Source organism: Streptomyces sp. NPDC048415, assembly GCF_040651675.1.
Taxonomy (GTDB): Bacteria; Actinomycetota; Actinomycetes; order Streptomycetales; family Streptomycetaceae; genus Streptomyces.
On the sequence record NZ_JBEZKJ010000006.1, the window covers coordinates 46,450 to 65,822 of the forward strand.

15 protein-coding genes are annotated in these 19,373 nt (G+C 70.0%); 8 read left to right on the plus strand and 7 right to left on the minus strand.

Annotated elements, in window-relative coordinates; translation table 11 throughout:
- Nucleotides 1-677 precede the first annotated feature (677 nt).
- The 8 genes from AB0D27_RS06735 (at nucleotide 678) to AB0D27_RS06770 (ending at nucleotide 11,902) form a co-directional block, all read left to right on the plus strand.
- On the plus strand, nucleotides 678-1,568 hold the full coding sequence (locus AB0D27_RS06735; RefSeq protein ID WP_362503016.1) for an ABC transporter substrate-binding protein: 891 nt from the start codon (nucleotides 678-680) through the stop codon (nucleotides 1,566-1,568).
- On the plus strand, nucleotides 1,568-3,172 hold the full coding sequence (locus AB0D27_RS06740) for an amino acid ABC transporter permease/ATP-binding protein (protein ID WP_362503019.1): 1,605 nt from the start codon (nucleotides 1,568-1,570) through the stop codon (nucleotides 3,170-3,172). The genes AB0D27_RS06735 and AB0D27_RS06740 overlap by 1 nt, the downstream gene beginning before the upstream one ends.
- Nucleotides 3,169-3,600 (plus strand): Rid family hydrolase, encoded by a 432-nt coding sequence (locus AB0D27_RS06745; RefSeq protein WP_362503022.1) that lies wholly within the window; start codon nucleotides 3,169-3,171, stop codon nucleotides 3,598-3,600. Before AB0D27_RS06740 ends, AB0D27_RS06745 begins: the two co-directional genes overlap by 4 nt.
- The gene (locus tag AB0D27_RS06750) at nucleotides 3,597-4,712 is read left to right on the plus strand and encodes an acetamidase/formamidase family protein (protein ID WP_362503025.1); all 1,116 of its coding nucleotides are present in this window, start codon (nucleotides 3,597-3,599) and stop codon (nucleotides 4,710-4,712) included. The genes AB0D27_RS06745 and AB0D27_RS06750 overlap by 4 nt, the downstream gene beginning before the upstream one ends.
- Nucleotides 4,713-4,816: 104 nt before the next feature.
- On the plus strand, nucleotides 4,817-5,554 hold the full coding sequence (locus AB0D27_RS06755) for a FadR/GntR family transcriptional regulator (RefSeq protein WP_362503028.1): 738 nt from the start codon (nucleotides 4,817-4,819) through the stop codon (nucleotides 5,552-5,554).
- 235 nt (nucleotides 5,555-5,789) lie between these two features.
- Nucleotides 5,790-7,172: an acetamidase/formamidase family protein gene (locus AB0D27_RS06760; RefSeq protein ID WP_362503031.1), complete on the plus strand. Its 1,383-nt coding sequence runs from the start codon at nucleotides 5,790-5,792 to the stop codon at nucleotides 7,170-7,172.
- 196 nt (nucleotides 7,173-7,368) lie between these two features.
- A complete protein-coding gene (locus AB0D27_RS06765) occupies nucleotides 7,369-9,009 on the plus strand; it encodes an amidase family protein (protein WP_362503033.1) in 1,641 nt (546 codons plus the stop codon).
- A gap of 643 nt (nucleotides 9,010-9,652) precedes the next feature.
- Nucleotides 9,653-11,902 carry an MMPL family transporter gene (locus tag AB0D27_RS06770; RefSeq protein ID WP_362503036.1) on the plus strand — a complete coding sequence of 750 codons (2,250 nt, stop codon included), beginning with the start codon at nucleotides 9,653-9,655 and terminating at the stop codon, nucleotides 11,900-11,902.
- Here AB0D27_RS06770 and AB0D27_RS06775 read toward each other — a convergent pair.
- The 7 genes from AB0D27_RS06775 to AB0D27_RS06805 form a co-directional block, all read right to left on the minus strand.
- Complete coding sequence (locus tag AB0D27_RS06775) at nucleotides 11,866-12,504, minus strand: sterol desaturase family protein (RefSeq protein ID WP_362503038.1); 639 nt, start codon at nucleotides 12,502-12,504, stop codon at nucleotides 11,866-11,868. The genes AB0D27_RS06770 and AB0D27_RS06775 overlap by 37 nt on opposite strands.
- 45 nt (nucleotides 12,505-12,549) lie before the next feature.
- Complete coding sequence (locus AB0D27_RS06780; protein ID WP_362503417.1) at nucleotides 12,550-13,695, minus strand: GNAT family N-acetyltransferase; 1,146 nt, start codon at nucleotides 13,693-13,695, stop codon at nucleotides 12,550-12,552.
- Nucleotides 13,696-13,700: 5 nt separating this feature from the next.
- Nucleotides 13,701-14,960: an aminotransferase class I/II-fold pyridoxal phosphate-dependent enzyme gene (locus AB0D27_RS06785; RefSeq protein WP_362503041.1), complete on the minus strand. Its 1,260-nt coding sequence runs from the start codon at nucleotides 14,958-14,960 to the stop codon at nucleotides 13,701-13,703.
- 45 nt (nucleotides 14,961-15,005) lie between these two features.
- A complete protein-coding gene (locus AB0D27_RS06790; protein ID WP_362503043.1) occupies nucleotides 15,006-16,169 on the minus strand; it encodes an acyl-CoA dehydrogenase family protein in 1,164 nt (387 codons plus the stop codon).
- Nucleotides 16,166-17,116, minus strand: a complete 951-nt coding sequence (locus AB0D27_RS06795; protein ID WP_362503046.1) for an acyl-CoA dehydrogenase family protein — start codon at nucleotides 17,114-17,116, stop codon at nucleotides 16,166-16,168. The genes AB0D27_RS06790 and AB0D27_RS06795 overlap by 4 nt, the downstream gene beginning before the upstream one ends.
- A complete protein-coding gene (locus tag AB0D27_RS06800; protein WP_362503048.1) occupies nucleotides 17,103-17,408 on the minus strand; it encodes an acyl carrier protein in 306 nt (101 codons plus the stop codon). The genes AB0D27_RS06795 and AB0D27_RS06800 overlap by 14 nt, the downstream gene beginning before the upstream one ends.
- Before the next feature lie 111 nt (nucleotides 17,409-17,519).
- Nucleotides 17,520-19,253: an AMP-binding protein gene (locus tag AB0D27_RS06805; protein WP_362503050.1), complete on the minus strand. Its 1,734-nt coding sequence runs from the start codon at nucleotides 19,251-19,253 to the stop codon at nucleotides 17,520-17,522.
- Nucleotides 19,254-19,373: the final 120 nt, after the last annotated feature.

Here is a 19,373-nt window from a genome sequence, read left to right on the forward strand (position 1 = left end):
GAGGACAGTAAGTGCCGAATCGACGGAGGTCAACGGTTCAACTGAAACATCTCAGCAACCCCGATGTTTCCTGCGCCACACACCACCGACGGCAAGGTCATCTGGGCTGAACAGGATGTCTGACCTCCGGTGATTCTCCGTGGTTCAGGGACGTCCTGTGCCGCAACTCGTAGTCCGAGAAGGTCCATCACTCCGTGAGGGTGCTCTCCGCACACCCTCCGCGAGCATGGTTCGGGGCGTGGGACACCGCGCCGCCGTTTCCCCATGAGGCGCGGGGCGCGGGGGTCCCTCCAGCGACGCCGCCCGCCAGGCCAGGCCCTGCGGCCGCCACATCGCGGCTCACGGGCGCCGCAGCGTCGGGCGAGCACGCCGCCCTCCAGTTCCGCCATGCACCGCGGGTCTTCGCCGAACGGTGTCGGCTCCCCCTTCGGCCTGGGCAACGCTGCCCCGGACGACCTCCAGCATTCCTGAACTCCACCGCCCGTGGCATTCCGATTTCTCCTGCATGTCCGGGGCTCGGGGCCGGCCGGGGTTTGTTGCGTCCCCGTAAGAACGCCATGACGTTTAGGTGCGGCTACTGACGCGCGCATGGGGGCGCTCGTAAGGTGACGCGAACTTGGTCGGACCATCCGACCAGCTCGTTTCGCCCCGATCCGTGACCGAGAGGAATGCGCTCCATGCGCCACATTCTGCCCATAGCAGCGACGACTGCCGCCTCAGTCGCCTTCCTGACGGCCTGCGGCGCCGGGTCGACGTCGAACTCCGCGGCCTCGACCTCCACGGCTTCGCCCGCCTGCAAGCAACTGCAGACCGCCCATCCGGATCTCGCCGGCAAGACATTCACCAACGCGATCAATCCGCACACGCCCGGCTACGAGGCGCTCGACCCCAAGGATCCGAGCAGATACGTCGGGTTCGACATCGATCTCGGCACGGCTCTGGGCGAGTGTCTGGGCTTCAAGCTCGCCTACAAGCCGGTGGCCTTCCCGGCGCTGCTGCCCACGCTGCAGAGCGGCCAGGCCGACCTCGTGATCTCGGACATCTACGCCACCAAGGACCGCGCCAAGGCGGCGGACTTCGTCACCTATTCGAAGGTCTACGACGGGGTGCTGGTGCGGAAGGGGAACCCGAAGAAGCTCACAGGTATCAACACGTCCCTCTGCGGGTCCACCGCCGCACTCAACACCGGGTTCGTCGAGGTGCCCCTCGTCCAGAACCTGGCCGGCGCGTGCAAGGCCGCCGGCCGTCCCGCCCCGCAGGTGCAGCTGTACGACAACAACGCCCAGTGCATCCAGGCGATCCTCGCCGGTCGCGCGGACACCTACATCAACGACGTCAACACGGTGACCCAGGCGGTCAAGGCGCACCCGAACGAGCTGGGCAAGGCGACCGCCGTGACGCTGCCGTACTCCATCGGCATCGCCGTACCGAAGAGCAAGACCCAGTTCCGGGATGCCATCAAGGCCGCTCTCGTGGAGATCCAGAAGGACGGCACACAGACGAAGCTGCTCAAGAACTGGTCGCTCGAGACGGGCACCTTGGAGGCACCGCGGCTGGTGACCGGCTGATGTCCCAGTTCCTCCACTACGTGGAACTGCCGTATCTGCTGCAGGGCATCCTCATCACTCTGGAGCTGACCGCGCTGGGGCTGCTCGGCGGTCTGGTACTCGGCTTCGTCCTGGCGAGCATGCAGCTGTCCCGGCACCGGTCGCTGTCCGCGGTGGCGCGCGGATACACGATCATCTTCCGCGGCACCCCGCTGATCCTCCAACTGGTCTTCGCCTACGACGCCCTGCCGCACGCCGGTCTGACGCTCAGCCCCCTGACGGCGGCCGGGCTCGCACTCGCGGCCAACGAGGCCACCTTCATCGCGGAGGTCTTCCGGTCCGGCGTCGTCGGGGTGGACAAGGGCCAGGTCGTCGCCGGCCAGGCGCTCGGCATGACTCCGCTCGTGACCATGAGGCGTGTCGTCGCTCCGCAGGCGATACGCCTCATGGTCCCGGCTCTCGGCAACGAGGCCGTGACGACGCTCAAGAACTCCTCGCTCGCCTCGTTCATCGCCGTCCAGGAACTGACCCTGCGCAGCACTCAACTCGCCTCGTCCACCTTCGACTTCTTCTCCGTCTTCTTCGCGTCCGGCGTCATGTATCTCGTCCTCACCGGAGGCATCAGCGCCATCCAGCTGGCAGCCGAGCGCGCGCTCGATCTGGACCGCCCCGCCTCCAGGTCGTGGGTGCACCGGCTGCTGCCGGTCCGTCGGCCCGCCGCCGCACCCGTGCCGGTGGCGGCAGCGGTGAAGGGCGCCGTCGCCGACGACGAACCGTGGGTGCCTCCGGCCCCGCCCGAGCCGTGGGAGCGGGAGGCCCGCGTGGCCGCACTCGACGGAGCACCGGCCGCGGTCGAGGTCCACGCTCTGCACAAGAGCTACGGAGAGCACGTCGTACTCGACGGGCTGGACACGACCGTCCGCACCGGCGAAGTCGTGGCTCTGCTGGGCCCCAGCGGGTCCGGCAAGAGCACCCTGCTGCGCAGCATCAACCATCTGGAGGAGACGGACTCGGGGTCTGTCCTGATCGGCGGCCGCCGCATCGGCTACCGCGACGACGGCAAGCCGCTCTCTCCCGCGAAGATCGCACAGGCCCGCGCGGAGGCCGGTGTGGGCATGGTCTTCCAGCACTTCAATCTCTTCAGCCACCTCACCGCCCTGGAGAATGTGGCGGGACCGCTGCGATGGGTGCACCGGATGCCGGCCGCGGACGCCGAACGCAGGGCGCGCGAGCTGCTGGAACGAGTTGGTCTCGCCCATCGGGCGGGCGCGCTGCCCCGGCATCTGTCGGGTGGGCAGCAGCAGCGTGTGGCCATCGCCCGCGCGCTCGCGCCCAGTCCCCGGGTGCTGCTGCTCGACGAGCCGACCTCGGCCCTGGATCCGGAACTCGTCCACGAAGTACTCGAGGTGATCCGCAGACTTGCCCGAGAGGACGGGCTGACGATGCTCATCGCCACCCACCAGCTGCGCTTCGCCCAGGAGGTCGCCGACCGGGTGGTGTTCATCAGCAACGGCTCGGTGACCGAAGAGGGGCCCGCCGAGGAACTCCTCACCCGCCCCAGGCATCCGGCAACCGCCCGGTTCCTGCGGGTCATGGCAGCGCAGACCATCGGAGGGGCCGCATGACACTCCCGCTCGATGCCCCGGCGGGGAAGGAGACCTTCGTCTTCTCGGCCGAGGACGGCGTGCCTCCGCAGGTCGGCCCCTTCGCGCACGCGACCCGCTTCGGATCGCTGGTCTTCGTCACCGGCCAGATGCCCACCGACCCGGCGACCGACCGGTTGGTGGAGGGCGGCGTGCTCGCCCAGGCGGAGCAGGTACGCCGCAATCTGGTGGCCGTGCTCCGACAGCTCGGCCTCACGCTCGACGACGTGCTGATGGTCCGGGTCTATCTGACCGACTTCGACGACTTCGACGACTTCAACACGGCCTACGCGACCTGGTTCGACGGCCCCCTGCCGAGCCGCACCTGTGTCGGCGTCTCCGGCCTCGCCGTGGGGGCCGCCATCGAGATCGACCTCATCGCCGGCATCCCGGAGAGGAACCACTCATGAGCCTGCCCCTCCTTCAGCCCCACGAGGGGCCCATCCCGGGCCGCCACTACCTGCCGTCGACCGGTGACACGGTCACCTGGGGATGGCTTCCCGCCGAAGGGGCCGCACCGGTCGCCCGGATCGGCTCCGGGGAGACGATCACCGTGGACACCGTGTCCCACGAGGGCATCATGGAAGACCAGGGCAGGGACCCCGTGGCCTTCTTCGGACGGTTCGGGATCGACCCCGCGAACGTGCTGCGCGACGCCGTCGACATCGCCGCCGGTCACCCCGCCCGCGACGCCGCCGGTGATGGACCGCACGTCACCACCGGGCCCATCGCGGTCAGCGGGGCGAGACCTGGAGACGTACTGCGGGTCGACTTCCTGGAACTCGTGCCGCGCGCCCCGTACGGCGTCATCTCCAGCAGGCACGGCTACGGCGCCCTGGCCGGGGAGCTCCCACCCCTGCCGCACCCCGACTTCGTGCCCGATCCGGGCGACCCGCAGAAGGCGGGCTCCGTCTCCACGTTCTGCCGGGCATCGGCGGACGGTACAGGGAGCATGTCGGTGCCGGGGGGCCGGGAGTTGCACTTCCCCCTCGCGCCGTTCCTCGGGCTCGTCGGGGTGACGCACGCCAGTACCACTCCGCTCCACTCGGTGCCGCCCGGCCCGTTCGGCGGAAACATGGACGTCAAGGACCTCGTCGCCGGCACCAGCCTGTATCTGCCGGTACAGGTGGACGGGGCCGGGCTGTTCGTGGGAGATCCGCACTATGCCCAGGGTCACGGCGAGGTGGCCCTGACCGCGTTGGAGGCCCCACTGCGTGCCACCCTTCGCGCGACGGTGCTGCCGGCGGCGGAAAGCCGCGCTCTCCTGGGGTTGCTGCGCCGGCCCTTCGGTGAGACCCCGGAGCACTGGATCGCGCTCGGGCTGCACCGCGACCTGAACGAGGCGTTCCGCGAAGCGGTCCGCGAGGCCCTCCGGGTGCTTGCCGACCTGTACGAGGTGCCGACGGACATCGGGTACGCCTATCTGAGCGCCGCCGCGGATTTCGTGGTGAGCCAGGTGGTGGACGACGTCAAGGGCGTCCACTGCCTGATCCGCAAAAGCGACTTCGGCGCGTGGACATGATCGTGGAAGACTGCCGGAGCAGGGCCCGGCCGTGGGTGGAAGCCCAGGCCCTGGCTGATCGGACACGGTACGCTGGCTGCACATTCGGCGAGGAGGTAATGGGCATGGGAGTGGCGAAAGTTCCGCCGCTGCGCACCCGTGCTCACAGCGTCAGTGACGCGCTGGTCGCCCATCTGGAACAGATGATCGCGCTGGGCGAACTCGCCCCGGGCGACAGGTTGCCGTCGGAGCGCGAACTGGCCGAGTCGCTGTCCGTCTCGCGGACCTCGCTGCGGGAAGCACTGCACCAGCTGGAGGCCAAGCACCTCATCGAGCGGCGGCCGGGCAGAGGCACCGTGGTGCTGGCCCCGCCCGCCCAGGTCGGCGATCTCTACGCCAATCTGGCCGAGTTGGCCGAGACCGACCGGGAACTGGCCAACGTGGCCGAGCTGCGGACCGTCATCGAACCGAAGATCGCCGAATTCGCGGCACTGCGTGCCACCAGCGCCGACCTGCTGCAGATGGACGACATCCTGCACGCCACGGACGAGAACCTGTTGGATGCCAAGTCGCTCGAGCTCGACATCCAGTTCCACCTGACGCTGGCCAGGGCAAGTCACAACCCGTTGCTCACCGCGCTCACCACGATGGTCAGTTCCTGGACCACCCCCGTGCGCAAGGACTCCCACAGCACGCCGGAAGGACGCCGGGCCTCGCTGGCCGGCCACCGGGCGATCCGTGACGCGATCGAGGCCCGTGACCCGGCGGCGGCAGCCCGCGCCATGAGCCTTCACCTCGCCGACGTCGACCAGCTGATCCGGCGCTCGCGCGACGACAGCGCATCCTCCGCCGACCAGGCCTGACCCTCGGCCCACCCCTGCCTACGTTCACCGACCTGGCCTGACGGCTCACCCCACAAGCCCGGCCCACTTCTCAACCGCTGCGCCCCGCCCCGGGCAGCGTGATTCCCCCTGCACGTCCCTCACCGGTTCTGTTCGCGTGCTGCCCCCACACGGCGCTGTGATGCGTTCCCCAGCCATGCCGGGGAAACGGCCCCGACGGCAGACCCGATCCAACGACACGAACTCTGGAGTACCCATGAACACCTCCGACCTGAACCCGGGTGACGCCCGGGAACTGCTCATCTCCGGCCTCGGGCGCCGCGGTTTCCTCCGCGCCGCCACCGCCGTGACCACGGCGAGCACCGCGGCGACACTGTTGTCGAGCGGCCGGGCGCAGGCAGCGCAACCGACGACCGCGCTTCCGAAGGAGATCCTCCAGCCCGGCAAGGGACCCATCCACGGCAAGCACTACGTGCCTTCCCTGCCGGAGCAGGTCCGCTGGGGGTACGTTCCCTCGGTCGGTAGCCGGCCGGTGCTGCGGATGCGATCCGGGGAGTCGGTGACCGTCGACACGGTCTCCCACGAGGGCCTCCTGGAGGATCAGGGGCGCGACCCCGCCGCCTACTTCAAGAGCCACGGTGTCCCGGCCGATCAGGTGCTCGACGACGCGGCCGCCATCGCCCGCGACTACACCCGTACCACCCGGAACTTCGACGTGGACGGCCCGCATGTGGTCACCGGCCCGATCCACGTCGAGGGGGCGCGCCCCGGTGACGTACTGAAGATCGAGATTCTCTCGCTCCTGCCGCGTGTGCCCTACGGCGTCGTGTCGAGCCGCCACGGCAAGGGCGCCCTTGCCCGCCAGGCCGGCGGCTCGGCCCCGACGGGGATCACGCTCGACGAGGTCATGCCTCCGGTGGCGACGGACGGCCGGTCCACGGGAGACCCGGAGCACTACGGCAATGTCTCGGTCTTCACACCGGTCCGCCGTGGTGACGCGGGCGTCCTCAACGGCGTGGTGCCGCTGGGTACTTCGGGTGAAGTCGCCTTCCCGCTCAAGCCCCACATGGGCATGATGGGCGTCGCCTTCACCTCCGCGGATGCCCTCACGGCACCGGCGCTCAACTCGATACCGCCGACCCTCGGCGGCGGCAACATCGACATCAACCGGCTCCAGCAGGGCTCGACCCTCTACCTCCCGGTCTTCTCCGAAGGCGCGCTGTTCTACACCGGCGACCCGCACATGGCCATGGGCAACGGCGAAGTGGCCCTCACGGCCATGGAGGGCTCCCTGCGCACGACCTTCCGCCTCACCGTGTGCCGGCAGGGCTCCGGCGACGCCCCGTCCGTCGCCTTCCACTACCCCTTCGCCGAGACCGCGGACGCCTGGGTGGCCGTGGGTCTGTCGGACCCCGACGGCGGCCTGAACGGCCAGATCAACGACCTGAACATCGCCATGCGGCGCGCGGTGGTCAACGCGCTGGACTTCCTCGAGCACGACCTCGGCATGGACCGGGCCGTGGCGTACGCGTATCTGTCGGCGGCCGCCGATTTCGAGGTGTCCCAGGTCGTGGACCGCACCGTCGGCGTACACGGCGTCATCGAGAAGGCGCACTTCCCCGCTCGGCACCGCGCGTAAGGGCGCCGGCCGCGCACAGACCGCACTTCCCTGCCGACAGCACGCACTCGTCGGCATTCCGGGGACACGGGACACCGCCGAACCGTTGACGGTCGTCCCGTGCCCATCCGTCCGCGGCGCTTGCCACCGCGGACTCAGCACGATGCACATTCCTTGCCACCGCCCAACGGCGGTACGAGAGAGGACCAGTGGACGCGTGAGCGAGCACAGCAATCTGAACAGACGTGGTTTCATCGGTGCCGTGGGCGCGGTCGGTGCGCTGAGCATCGTCGGCGAGACCGCAGGGACGGCCTCCGCCCAGGGGGCGGCCGCACCGAGAGCGGCGGCCGGCACGTCCGGGTCGAAGTCCGGCTCCGGCGGCTTCGAGCTGATCGAGGCGACCGTCGCCGACATCCACGACGCCTACCGCCGCGGCCGGCTGACCTGCCGTCAGCTGGTGCAGCAGTACCTCGACCGGATCGCCGCGTACGACAAGCAGGGCCCGGCCCTGAAGGCGCTCATCACCATCAATCCGCGCGCCCTCGAGATCGCCGACGAACTCGACCGCCAGTACCGGCGTTCCGGCCTGACCGGCACACTGCACGGCATCCCGGTGATCCTCAAGGACAACTACGACACCTTCGACATGCCGACCACCGGCGGCAACACGGCGATGCGCACCTCCGTGCCGCCCACCGACGCGTTCACGGTCGCCAAAATGCGCAAGGCGGGGGCCATCATCCTCGCCAAGGCCAACCTGCAGGAGTTCGCCCGGGGCGGCAACTCGCTCAGTTCGCTGGGCGGACAGGTCCTCAACCCCTACGACCTCACCCGTACCCCTGGCGGATCCAGCGGCGGGACCGGGGCGGCGATCGCGTCGAACTTCGCCGTCCTGGGCACAGGCAGTGACACGGGCCAGTCGGTCCGTTCCCCCGCCTCCGCCAACAGCCTTGTGGGAGTGCGCTGCACCAGGGGCCTGATCAGCCGGAGCGGCGTCATACCGGCCAGCATCACCCAGGACGAGCTGGGGCCCATCACCCGCACCGTGGAGGACGCGGCCCGGATGCTCGACGTCATGGCGGGCTTCGACCCGACCGACCCCGTCACGGGGTACGGCGTCGGCCGCGCTCCGCGCAGTTACACGGAGCACTTGGACCGCAACGCGCTCCGCGGCGCGCGCATCGGCGTGATGACCAACCTGTTCGGCACGGAGGCGCGCCACGAGGAGGTCAATCGCGTGATGGAGGAAGTCATCTCCACCATGCAGGCGCAGGGCGCGACCATCATCCGGTTCAGCCTGCCGGAGTACGACACCCTCCAGTCCACCGTGGTGACCTCCACGTGGGAGGCGCACACGGCCATGGACGCGTACTTCGCCACCCTCGGCCCGGACGCCCCGGTGCACACCTTCGACCAGCTGGTCGCCTCCAAGACCGCGACGCCCGAGGCACAGGCGGCGCTCGAGCAGGAACTGGCCATCGTCGACGGCCTGAACAACGCGACCTACAAGGACCACTTCGTCAACCGCGACAAACTGCGGCTGGCGGTGTCGGCCAAGATGGCCGAGCTCGACATTCAGGCGATCCTGTACCCGCTGCAGAAGGTACTCGTCTCCCCGGTCGGTGTGCCGCAGCCGGAGCGCAACGGCACCCTGTCGAACGGCACGGGGTTCCCGGCCGTCTGCTTCCCCGGCGGATTCTCCTCCCCCACCTCGACAGCTCCCATCGGAGTGCCGGTCGGAGCGGAGTTGCTCGGGCGTGAATTCGAGGAGCCCCTGCTCCTCTCACTCGCCCATGCCTACGAGAAGGCCACGAAGACCCGGAAACCACCGCGCAGCACACCGCCTCTGGCGCGATAACCGAAGGCGAGGGGGGCGAGGCTGGACCCGCTCGCCCCGACTTCGATGGCCCAGCGCGGACCGGACGACGTCCGGCCCGCGCTGGGCATCTGCAGTGGAGCGCTCACCACGTGGACGACTGCTGAGGCAGCTGGGGCAGCGGGCGTCACGCCTGATGTGATCTGCCAGTGGAAGCGGCGCGGAAAGATCACGCCTGTCAACCGACGCGGCTGACCTCGGTATCGGGCCATGGACGGGCTGCGCGCCGAGCAGTCCACCGCGAGCGCGCTGGGCGCTCTGAGCGAGGCCGCCCGGGCGCTGGCCTCTGCAATGGCGTCACGCCCCGGAACCCGACAGGCCGCATCGAGCGCCCCACAGCGAGACCCGCCGCGACACGCAGAACCCCCGTCGGCACCGGCCGACGAGGGTAAACCACCTCTCACTGCCTATCACCAACAGTGTCGACGCACCTGGACCACAGGGACCTGACCTGCGCTTAAGCGACTCACATGGACCGCCTGGACCGCACAGGACACGATCTACAACCTGACGGGGCCCGCGCCGACGCGACCCTCCGCGTCGGCGGTGCGGAGTTCGGAAACAGCCTCATGAATGGTGACCGGCTCGGTGACCCTTGGACCGTGGCGTCGTTGCCCCAGGCGTGGTGAAGACCGCCCCTCAGGAGGGGCACACGACAGTCCTGCAGTTCGGTGAACAGACGGTCCCGGCACGGCTTGCGAAACGTCGTGCGGCTGGGGTGCTCGTCCTCGCCTGCCTGGCCGCTTGTTGTGCGGTCTGGGTCCTCCTAGGTGTCGGCAGCCGTCCCTCCCCCGAGAGTTGGACGCCGCCCACCGCCGAGTCCCTGCGCGCCGACGAATTCCTGGCCTCCCGGTTCACAACCGGTGAACCTCATCTGGCGCTGGTGGCCACCTCTTCCGGGTCGGTCGACGACCCGCGCGCCACCCGGGCCGGCCAGAAGCTCCTCGCAGGTCTCGCCGCCGATCCGCGCACCGAGTGGGTCCGAGGCTACTGGCCGCTCCGGCTCTCCGAGTTCCGTACAGCCGACGGACGTCGCGCGCTGGTACTGGTGCGCTTCCGCGGAGACGAGCGGGCCGTGCGCGCCGCAGCGAACGATGTGATGGCCCGGTATACCGGGAAGACCGGCCCCGGTGCAGTGCTGAAGGTCTCCGCCGGGGGCGAGGACGCGGTCCTCTCCGAGAGCGAACGGCTCAGCGAACACGGTCTGCACCTGGCCGAGTTCATCGCGGCGCCCGTGATCCTCTTGATCCTGCTGTGGGTGTTCGCCAGTGCCGTGGCCGCGCTGCTTCCGGTCGTGGTGGGCGCGTTCGCCGTGGTGATCGCCGGGGCATGCCTGCGGCTGCTGGACGGTGTGGTGCCGGTGTCGGCCTTCAGCGTCAGTGTCACCACCGCCTTGGGTTTTGGGCTGGCCGTGGACTACAGCCTGCTCCTCGTCTCGCGCTACCGGGAGGAGGTCGCCGCGGGCAACACCCCGGACGCGGCGGTGAAGGTGACGCTGCGCACTGCCGGACGCGCCGTGGCGTTCTCCGGCGCCACCGTGGTGGCGGCTCTGTGCACGCTGTTGGTCGTCCCGCTGCCGCTGCTGCGGTCTCTCGCCTTCGGCGGAACCGCGATCGTCGTCGCCTCCGCCGTGGGGGCGTTGGTGGTCGTGCCCGCGCTGCTCGTGGTGCTCGGCTCCCGTATCGACCGCGGGGACGTCTTCGCCCGGCTGCGCCGACCGCGCGGCGGGCGCCGGGAGAGCGACTCCTGGGCCCGGCTGGCACGCTGGGTGGTGAGGCGGCCGGCCGCCGTCGCCCTCGCGGGGTTCGGGTTCCTGGTCCTCCTCGCCGTACCGGCGCTTCAGGTGCGGTTCGGTGTGTACGCCGATGCGACGCTCCCGGGTTCCTCGCCGGTCGCCGCGACCGCCCGGACCCTGCGCACCGAGTTCGGCTCCGCCGCGTCTGGCGCCCCCTCCGTCGTACTGCCCGGCTTGAACGCGGAGGCGGGCTCACGGGACCGGGCAGCGCTCGACGGATACGCCCGCAGGCTCTCCTACGTCTCCGGTGTGGCCCAAGTGGACACCGTCACTGGGACCTACCAGCACGGGAACCGGTCTCCGCTCCCGGCGGCCCGGGCGGCGTCCTTCACCGCCGCGTCCGCCAGTCGGCTGGCCGTGACCCCCCAGACGTACGCCAGCGCGCCGCTCACTCCGGAGGGGAGCCGGCTGGTGGAGCGGCTCCGCCGGGTCCCCGCACCGGTTCCGGCTCTCGTCGGTGGTCCGGGTGCCCGGCTGGCGGACACCGAGAAGGTGATGACGGACCGGCTGCCGCTCGTCGCGGTACTCGCCTGTGGTGGGACCTTCCTCCTGCTGCTGCTCTACACCCGCAGTCTGCTCGTTCCGGTGAAGGCTGTGCTGCTGAACATGCTGAGTCTGGCTGCCACCTTCGGAGTGCTGGTCGCCGTTTTCCAGGAGGGCTGGTTTCCCGGTGTGTCTCCTGCGGGGATCACCGATGTGCTCATCCCCTTGATGTTCGCTGTGGCGTTCGGTCTCTCCATGGACTACGAGGTCTTCCTGCTCTCGCGGATCCTTGAGGAGCACCGGCGCGGCAGCCCCACCCCACTCGCGGTCGTGACCGGTCTGCAGCAGACGGGGCGGCTCTTCACGTCCGCCGCGCTGGTCTTCGCCGTATCCATGTCCTCTTTGGCGCTGTCCGGGCTGCTGCATCTGCGCGTGGTGGGCGTCGGCCTCGCGGTGGCCGTTGTGGTGGACTGCACGGTTGTACGCGCACTGCTCGTACCCGCCGTGATGCAGCTCGCGGGCAGGGTGAACTGGTGGCTGCCGACCTGGGGGCGAAGCCTTCAGCGCGAGGCAGTACCGAAGACGTGGTCCCAGTAGGGGCAGCTCACGCCGAACCCGCGCCGTTCGTCCTGGAAGTGGTGGCGCAGATGGCGGTTGCGCAGGCGTCGGCCCAGAGCCGTGGACGGGCGGTGGTGGTGCATGTGGAAATGCAGGACGTCGTACACCACGTAGCCCGCGACGAATCCGCCGGTCAGGGCGGCGCCCGGCCCCGCTCCCGCCAGCAGGTGAAACAGCTCGTAGGCGCCGTATGCGCCGGGGACGCTGACCGAGGGGGGCATGACCAGCCGCCGGGGATCGTTGGGGTGGTCGTGGTGGACCCCGTGCACCATCCAGTGTGCCCGGCGCCCCCACGCACTGCGCGGGGTGAAGTGGAACAGCGCCCGGTGCACCCAGTACTCGGTCAGCGTCCATACTCCGTAGCCGAGCAGAACGTACGCCAGGAGCAGGAGCGCCCCGGTGTGCCGGACCGCCCAGGCGAGCAGCAGCAGGACGACCGGGCCGTGCAGCAACGGGGGTACGGCGGGATGCACACGGGTGAAGCGGTCGAGGAAGCGTGAGCGGAACATGGGCGGAGACGCGCGCAGCCGGTCCGCCCGCCCGGCGCTCTCGTCACACCGCAGTGGCTCATTCGCTGTCATCGCGTCTCACCTTCGTGTGCCTCAGCGTGTGCCTCAGCCCTCTGATCACAGGGGCCGCCGATAGATCCGATAGGTCTTGGACCGCCGCGCTCCCATCCGCGCGATGGCCTGGTTCATGGCGGAGTTGTCCTCCAGGACCCATGACAACTCGCCACCCTTGTAGCCGAGTTGGCGTCCGGCCTGGGCGAGGCGCGTGTACAGCAGCGCGTCGAGGCCCCGGTTCCGGTACTCCGGTTTCACTCCCAGGGCGATCAGTCGGCACCGGTCGATCCTGCGGGCGGCTCTGGTGGCCCTGATCAGGCCGACGGGCAGCCCGTATCGGGTCAGTCGGCCACCGGCCGCCTTCAGCGCCTGATTGGCGTCGGGAACGGCCAGGCAGAATGCCGCCGGGTCCCCGTCCACCTCCGCGACCAGAACCAGTTCGGGCCGGACGATGCGCCGAAGCTGTGCCGTGAGGTGACGGAACTCGCGCTCCGTGGGGGGTACGAAGCCCCAGTTCCGTTCCCAGGCGTGGGTGTAGATGTCCCGCAGCCGCCGCTCCTCGGCGTCGAAGTCGCTGAGATCGAGCGGTCGTACGCGGACGCCACCGCGCTCTTGCGCCCATCGTGCGAGCCGGGTGACGGCATCGTCCACCGGTGCTTGTGTGGTCCACTCCCAGGCCCACAGGTCCTTGGCCTTGGTGAATCCGCAGGACAGCAACAACGTGTCGTGATGGGGCGGGTTGTACGGCATCAGGACGGTCGGCGATGAGGAAAAACCCTCTACGAGCGTGCCGCATTCGCCGTTGGTCGAGAAGCTCACCGGCCCCACCGACGAGGTGAGCCCGCGCCCGCGCAGCCAGTCCCCGACGGCTTCGAACAGCGCCTGGGCCGCGCCGGGATCGTCCGCGCACTCGAAGAGCCCGAAGAATCCGTCGCTGCCACCGCGGTGGGTGTTGTGCCGGGGGTTGTGGACGGCGGCGACACGTCCGACGGCCTGGTCTCCCCGATGAGCGAGGAACAGTTCGGCGTCGCCGAACTCGAAGAAGGGGTTCTTCCGCGGGTCGAGGAACGCCCTGCGCTCGCTCTCCAGGGGCGGCACCCAGCAGGGGTCGCCCCGGTACAGCCGGTATGGCAGCCGGATGAACTCCCGGCGCCGCGCGGAGTCGCGCACCACCGTGACACGGGGTGGATCGGACAGGGCGCGTGACATGGCCGTCACACCGTCCCCTTGATCGGTTCAGCGCGCGCGTCCTCGTCCTCGGCGAGGGCGGCGGCGATCAGGCCGACCGCCTGGTCGATGTCCTCCTCGGTGTGCTCCGAGCAGACGCCGAGCCGTAGCCGGGCTCCGCCGATCGGCACGGCCGGCGGGAACAACGGGCAGACCAGCAGGCCGCGTTCGGCCAGTCTCCGGGTGACACGCGCGGTGCGGTCCATGGTGCCCACCGGCACCACCACCACATGGGCGGCGGAGTCGGCCGTACCGACGCCGGCGGCGTGCAGCCGGGCGCGCAGCGTACGCGCGTTGTCCTGTAGCCTGCGCCGCCGCTCAGCCCCTTCTACCGCCAGCACCGAGAACGCCGCCAGTGCTGCCCCGACGGTGCCGGGCGGCAGGCCCAGGGACAGCAGATAGGCGTCCGCCGAATGCCTGAGCAGCGTCACCACGTCGGCGTCGGCACAGACGAACCCTCCTGTGGAGGCGAACGCCTTGCTGAACGTACCCGTGATGACGTCGACCCGGTCCAGCACACCGAGCGACTCGGCCACGCCCCGCCCCTGAGGGCCGAGCGTGCCCGCGCTGTGCGCCTCGTCCACCACCAGCAGGGCGTCGTACTGTTCGGCCAGATCGGCGATCTCCGCCAGCGGGGCGAGGTCACCGTCGGCGCTGAACAGGCCGTCCACGACGATCAGCCGCCGCCCCGACCCTTGCCGCCGGGGCGCCGCACGGAGCAACTCCGCCAGATGCTCGGGATCGTTGTGCCGGAAGACGTGTGTGGTGGCTCCGGACAGTCGGATCCCCATGGTGATCGACTGATGGTTGAAGCGGTCGGCGAAGACATGGTCACGAGGTCCGGCCAGGGTGCCGAGTACGCCCAGGTTGGCCTGCATCCCGGTCGGGAAGAGGAGCGCGGACGGGCGCCCGGACCAGGCGGTCACGGCAGCTTCCAACTCCTGGTGCAGTTGGGTGTATCCGCCGACCGCCTGCGTTCCGTACGTGCCCGTGCCGAACCGGCGGGTGGCCGCGAGCGCGCCTTCCAGCACCTGCGGATGCCGGGCAAGCCCGAGATAGTCGGCGGACCCGAAGACGGTGACCGACTGGCCGTGGGCGTTCCCCGAGCCGGGTCGGGCGTGCGGCACCCCGATCCGGGCCCGGGTCGTCGCGGCCTCCGTGATCAGTGGAAACAGCGGATAGGTGTCCTCCTGCTGCCAGCGGTCCACCAGGTCGAGCGTGCTGCTGTGCGCGGGACCGAATTCCATCGGCGCTCTCATCTCGCTTTCTCACTCATGTGCGTGGTGCGGGCCCTACCCAGTGGTGCGTGTGCCTCGGAGAATCTCTGCGGCGGCCGTGTCCCGGACCGTCTCGCAGCTGCCGCCGTACACGCTGAAGACGCGGACATCACGCAGCGCGGTCAGCATGCCGGGGACGGACTCGTCGTCCCGGAAGGCGTCGGGGCCGGACAGCCGGGCGCATTCCTGTACGACCCGCTGAGCCAGCCGGGCACTGGCCGTCTTGGCCAACGCGGCGTTCAGCTGAACGTCGGCGCCGCCGATCTGTTCCGCGGTGGCGTCGACGAAGGTCTCTGCCGCCTCAAGTTCGGCGTCCCACCAGGCAAGTTCGGGTATCGCCTGGCTCGTCGGACCCACCAGACGCGCCGTTCGTTCCAGTGCCCAGCGGGCACAGGCCAGCGCTCCCGCCGCGATCGCCAGACGCTCCTGCGGAAGGATTCCCGCCAGGAGGGCCAGGGCCAGTCCGGGGCGCCCGAGCACCGCTTCGCGGGGCAGCCGGCAGTCCTCAAAGCTCACCCGTCCGGTCGGGGAGGGGTGCAGCCCGGCCGTCGTGAGCGGTGTGACAACGACCCCGGGCAGATCAGCGGGTACGAGGAACAAGGTCAGACCCAGGGCGGAGGCGCCGGGAGTGGTGCGGGCCAGGACGACCAGGACATCAGCGAGAGGCGCGTTGGTGATGAACGTCTTCTCGCCCCGCAGGACCCACCCGTCAGGTTCGGACCGGGCCGTGGCGGCAACGGAACGGACCAGATCGGAGCCGCCGCCGGGCTCGGTCAACGCGACCGAGGCGACGGCCTCGCCCGCGAGGATCGGGCGCAGCCACCTGTCCCGTTGTCCGGGGGTGCCGTGGCCGGCCAGCAGAGGGGCGACCAAGTGCGTCAGCACCGACAGACTGGTGCACACTCCGGCGGCCGGCTCACGCATCACGGCGCGGCCGAACGCGATGCCATGGGCGAGGTCCAGCCCCAGTCCGCCCTGGTCCACGGGTACGCCGATGCCGAACACTCCGGCTCGGCCCATGGCTTCGAACAGGGAGCGCGTCACGCTCCCCTGCCGCTCCCAGCACAGCAGATGCGGTGTGATCTCGGCGTCGACCAGGACGCGCGCCGACTCGCGAAACCCGGCGGGCGAGCTTGGATCGAGCATCGTCGCAGCGCGCAGCGGCGTGGCACGCTTCACCGAAGGCTCCCCGACACGGGCTGCCTGGGCCGCCCGACCGTCTGTGGGAGGGACGCCTCGCCCGCCAGCCGTTCGCGCATGCTGTGCACCAGCCGCTGCTCTCCGCCGAGCAGCACTGGGGCGAAGACCGCCGCGCGGTAGGCCGCAGCGATCGGATGCCCGTCCATGAACCCCTGCCCGCCGAAGAGCCGACAGGCGGTGCCCACCACCCGGGGTACGGCCCGGGAGACGAACACCCCGGCCCGCACGGCACGGTCCCACTGGGCGGGTCCGTGCACGGTGGCTGCGCGACGCGTCACCGCGTGGCACATCCGCACCTCCGCGGTAGCTTCTGCCACAGCGTGCAGGAATGCCTGGCGGTCCGCCAGAACACCGTCCTGAAACGGCCTGCGGCTCGCGTACCCGAGGACATCCGAGACGGACTGCTGGGCCAGGTCGGTCAGCAGCCGGGCAAGACCCAGCCGGGTGGCCGCCACGGCGTCGCCGAGCAACGGAGCATGCTGCTCCACGGTGCCCAGCAGCGCATGGTCGGGCACGGGAAGGGCGGTCACCTCCAGCCTGGCGAACCGGACGCCGGCCAAGGCGCCGAACCGCTGTTCCCGTACCTGCGTGTGCGCAGTGTCGAGGTGTAGCAGAAGCAGTACGGGACGACCGTCATGTCGGCGGATGCCCTCGGCGAGCACTGCCCGGGCGTCGGGCAGACCGAGAACCTGATCCGCGTATCCGTGTGCCTCCAGGCGGCCCGGGGGTCCGTGCAGTGCGATGTCGCAGTGGGTGCCCAGTAGGCCGTGGGTGGTCGCATGGCCCAGCGCGGTACTCACCCGGTCCGGCCGTGTCGAGGAGTCCGGTGCCAAACGGTCGAGCAGGTGCAGGGTCAGCCGTCGGGCGACGGTCCCGAGCACGGCCCCGCCCAGCCCCGCGTCGTTACCCCGGTCAGGCGCCGGCATGGGAGGAACCCCGGCTCTGCCCCTCGCCCAGCAGGTCGAGGAACGCGCCGAGAGGGAGAGTGGGTACGAGGTTCTCGGCGAACACCGCCATGTCGAACTCCACGTGGTAGCGAGTCTCGACGTCGGCCACCGTCTCCGCCAACAGCAGTGAATCGAGCCCGAGTTGATCAAGCGTGGCTTTCTCGGAAAGCGCCGCCGCGTCAATACGCAGCCGAGCGGCCAGACGTTGCTTGAGGCCCTCCCGGTCCGGGACCTGACGGACTGCCTCGGCCGACGTCGGCGCTGTTTCCACGGTGTCCTCTTCCTCTGCCTTGTTTCGGTCTTCGCGTGGTACTGGGGGGGCGGGAATCCGTGCGTGTCGGGCCGAGCGGCCAGGACACCGAGGGTTCAGGACTTTGAGGGTTCAGGACTCCGCCGAGACGGCCGGTCGCACTCCGGGAGGAAGCTCTCCCGCCATGACGGCGGCGCCCAGGCTGAGCCGTCGTACCTTGCCGCTGGCCGTCCGTGGGAGCGCGCCTCGCCGTGCGATGTAGACATCGCTCACCGGCACCCGGAACTCACGAAGTACGGTGAGCCGGGCGCTGTTCACCAGAGCGGCCTCGCCGGCAGCCCCGGTGGCTGTCCTCCGGGCATCCGCCAGTTCCAGGAACAACACGAGGTCCTCGGTCGCCGCTGATTCCCGCGCCACGGCGACCGCGGCGACCGCTCCGAATGTCTCCGGCGAGGCGTCGAGAACCGTCTGCTCGATGTCCGTGGGGGCCAGCAGCCGTCCGGCGTACTTCACGGCTTCCTTCGAACGCCCGATCACAAAGAGCTCGCCGTCGGCCAGCGCACCGAGATCCCCTGTCGCAACGAGGCCCTCGTCCCCGGCCGCCGGGCGTCGTACGCCGTCGGGGCCGATCGTCCAGCGCGCCGCCGACGCTCCGCCGATCAGGATCTCGCCGACTCGTCCTTCGGGCAGTTCTCGCCCGTCCGGGCCGACGATCCGCACCTCGGTGCCCCGCAACGGGGCGCCGTGGCCGATGAGTTCCCGCACGCCACCGCTGCCGTCGGCCGACTCCGTCGAGGATCGGGGCTGCGGCAGCGGGACAAGGCGTCCGCGCTCCAGGGCAGCCGTGTCGAAGCGGCGCACCACCGAGCCGACCAGCGGTGCCCGGCAGGCGACCGCGACACAATTCTCCGCCAACCCGTAAGCGGGCAGGAGCACATGGCGACGCATCCCCTGCCCGGCGAACGTCTCCTCGAACCGCTCGCAGAGCCGCGGCGCGACACGCTCCGCGCCGATGACAGCGACGCTCAGCGCGGACAGGTCGACACCGGCCAGCCGGGCGGGCGCACGCCCCGCGGCGCGGGCGGCCATCTCGTAGGCGAAGGGAGGGCCGGTAGTGTGTGTGGCGCGAAAGTCGCCCAACTGCTCGATCCAGCGCAGCGGATCACGTACGAACGAACCCGGCGGCAGCGCCCGGAAGGCGAATCCCGCGTACAGACTGGCCCAGAAGCTGCCGATCAGGCCCATGTCATGGGAGAACGGGAGCCACGACACCGCGCGCCCGGCTGCCACGAGTCCGATGCGTTCGGTGATGGCGCGCAGATTCACGGCCAGGTTGCGGTGGGTGAGAACGATTCCTCTGGGGGCGGCGAGACTGCCCGAACTGAACTGGACCACCGCGACGTCGTCCGGATCGGGCGTGAGTACGGGCGGTTCCGCCCCATGTGCGGCGACCCGCTCCGGCACCTCCGCCAGAGACAGATGCGCCACCTTCAGTCCGGCGGCGCGAGTCTCTTCCGGGGCGATCATGGGTGCGCCGTCCGACACATACCAGCGCGCTCCGCCGACCCGCAGCGCGGCCAGGGCCCGGAGCCGTTCCTGGGTATTGGGGCCGAACCCTCTCGGCACACCGGTCGGCACCAGGACAGCCCCACAGAGCGGAATCGCCAAGGACGCCACCATCGCCACCGTGGTGCTGTCCATCTCGAGTGCGACGGCGTCACCCCGCTTCACCCCGTGCCCGGTGAACCATGCGGCACGTTCCACGACGCGCACCCAGAACTCGGGATAGGTCAACTCCGCGTCCCCCACCGCCCCCACCGTGGCCGACACCCCCGAGCGAGCGTGCGTGCGAAGAACCTCGGTCAACGTCGCGCACGGTCGCGCGAGGTCCCCGTCGTACGCCACCAAATGGTCCTCCTCGACCCGCTTTCCGGACTGCCTTCTCTTCAACGAGATCAGACACGGAAAGTAACAGGCCACATACAT

Bases quoted from the DNA above. Each gene is read 5' to 3' on its own strand.
- AB0D27_RS06735 (WP_362503016.1), top strand. From the start codon at position 678: ATGCGCCACATTCTGCCCATAGCAGCGACGACTGCCGCCTCAGTCGCC.
- AB0D27_RS06740 (WP_362503019.1), top strand. From the start codon at position 1,568: ATGTCCCAGTTCCTCCACTACGTGGAACTGCCGTATCTGCTGCAGGGC.
- AB0D27_RS06745 (WP_362503022.1), top strand. From the start codon at position 3,169: ATGACACTCCCGCTCGATGCCCCGGCGGGGAAGGAGACCTTCGTCTTC.
- AB0D27_RS06750 (WP_362503025.1), top strand. From the start codon at position 3,597: ATGAGCCTGCCCCTCCTTCAGCCCCACGAGGGGCCCATCCCGGGCCGC.
- AB0D27_RS06755 (WP_362503028.1), top strand. From the start codon at position 4,817: ATGGGAGTGGCGAAAGTTCCGCCGCTGCGCACCCGTGCTCACAGCGTC.
- AB0D27_RS06760 (WP_362503031.1), top strand. From the start codon at position 5,790: ATGAACACCTCCGACCTGAACCCGGGTGACGCCCGGGAACTGCTCATC.
- AB0D27_RS06775 (WP_362503038.1), bottom strand. From the start codon at position 12,504: ATGACAGCGAATGAGCCACTGCGGTGTGACGAGAGCGCCGGGCGGGCG.
- AB0D27_RS06780 (WP_362503417.1), bottom strand. From the start codon at position 13,695: ATGTCACGCGCCCTGTCCGATCCACCCCGTGTCACGGTGGTGCGCGAC.
- AB0D27_RS06785 (WP_362503041.1), bottom strand. From the start codon at position 14,960: ATGGAATTCGGTCCCGCGCACAGCAGCACGCTCGACCTGGTGGACCGC.
- AB0D27_RS06795 (WP_362503046.1), bottom strand. From the start codon at position 17,116: ATGCCGGCGCCTGACCGGGGTAACGACGCGGGGCTGGGCGGGGCCGTG.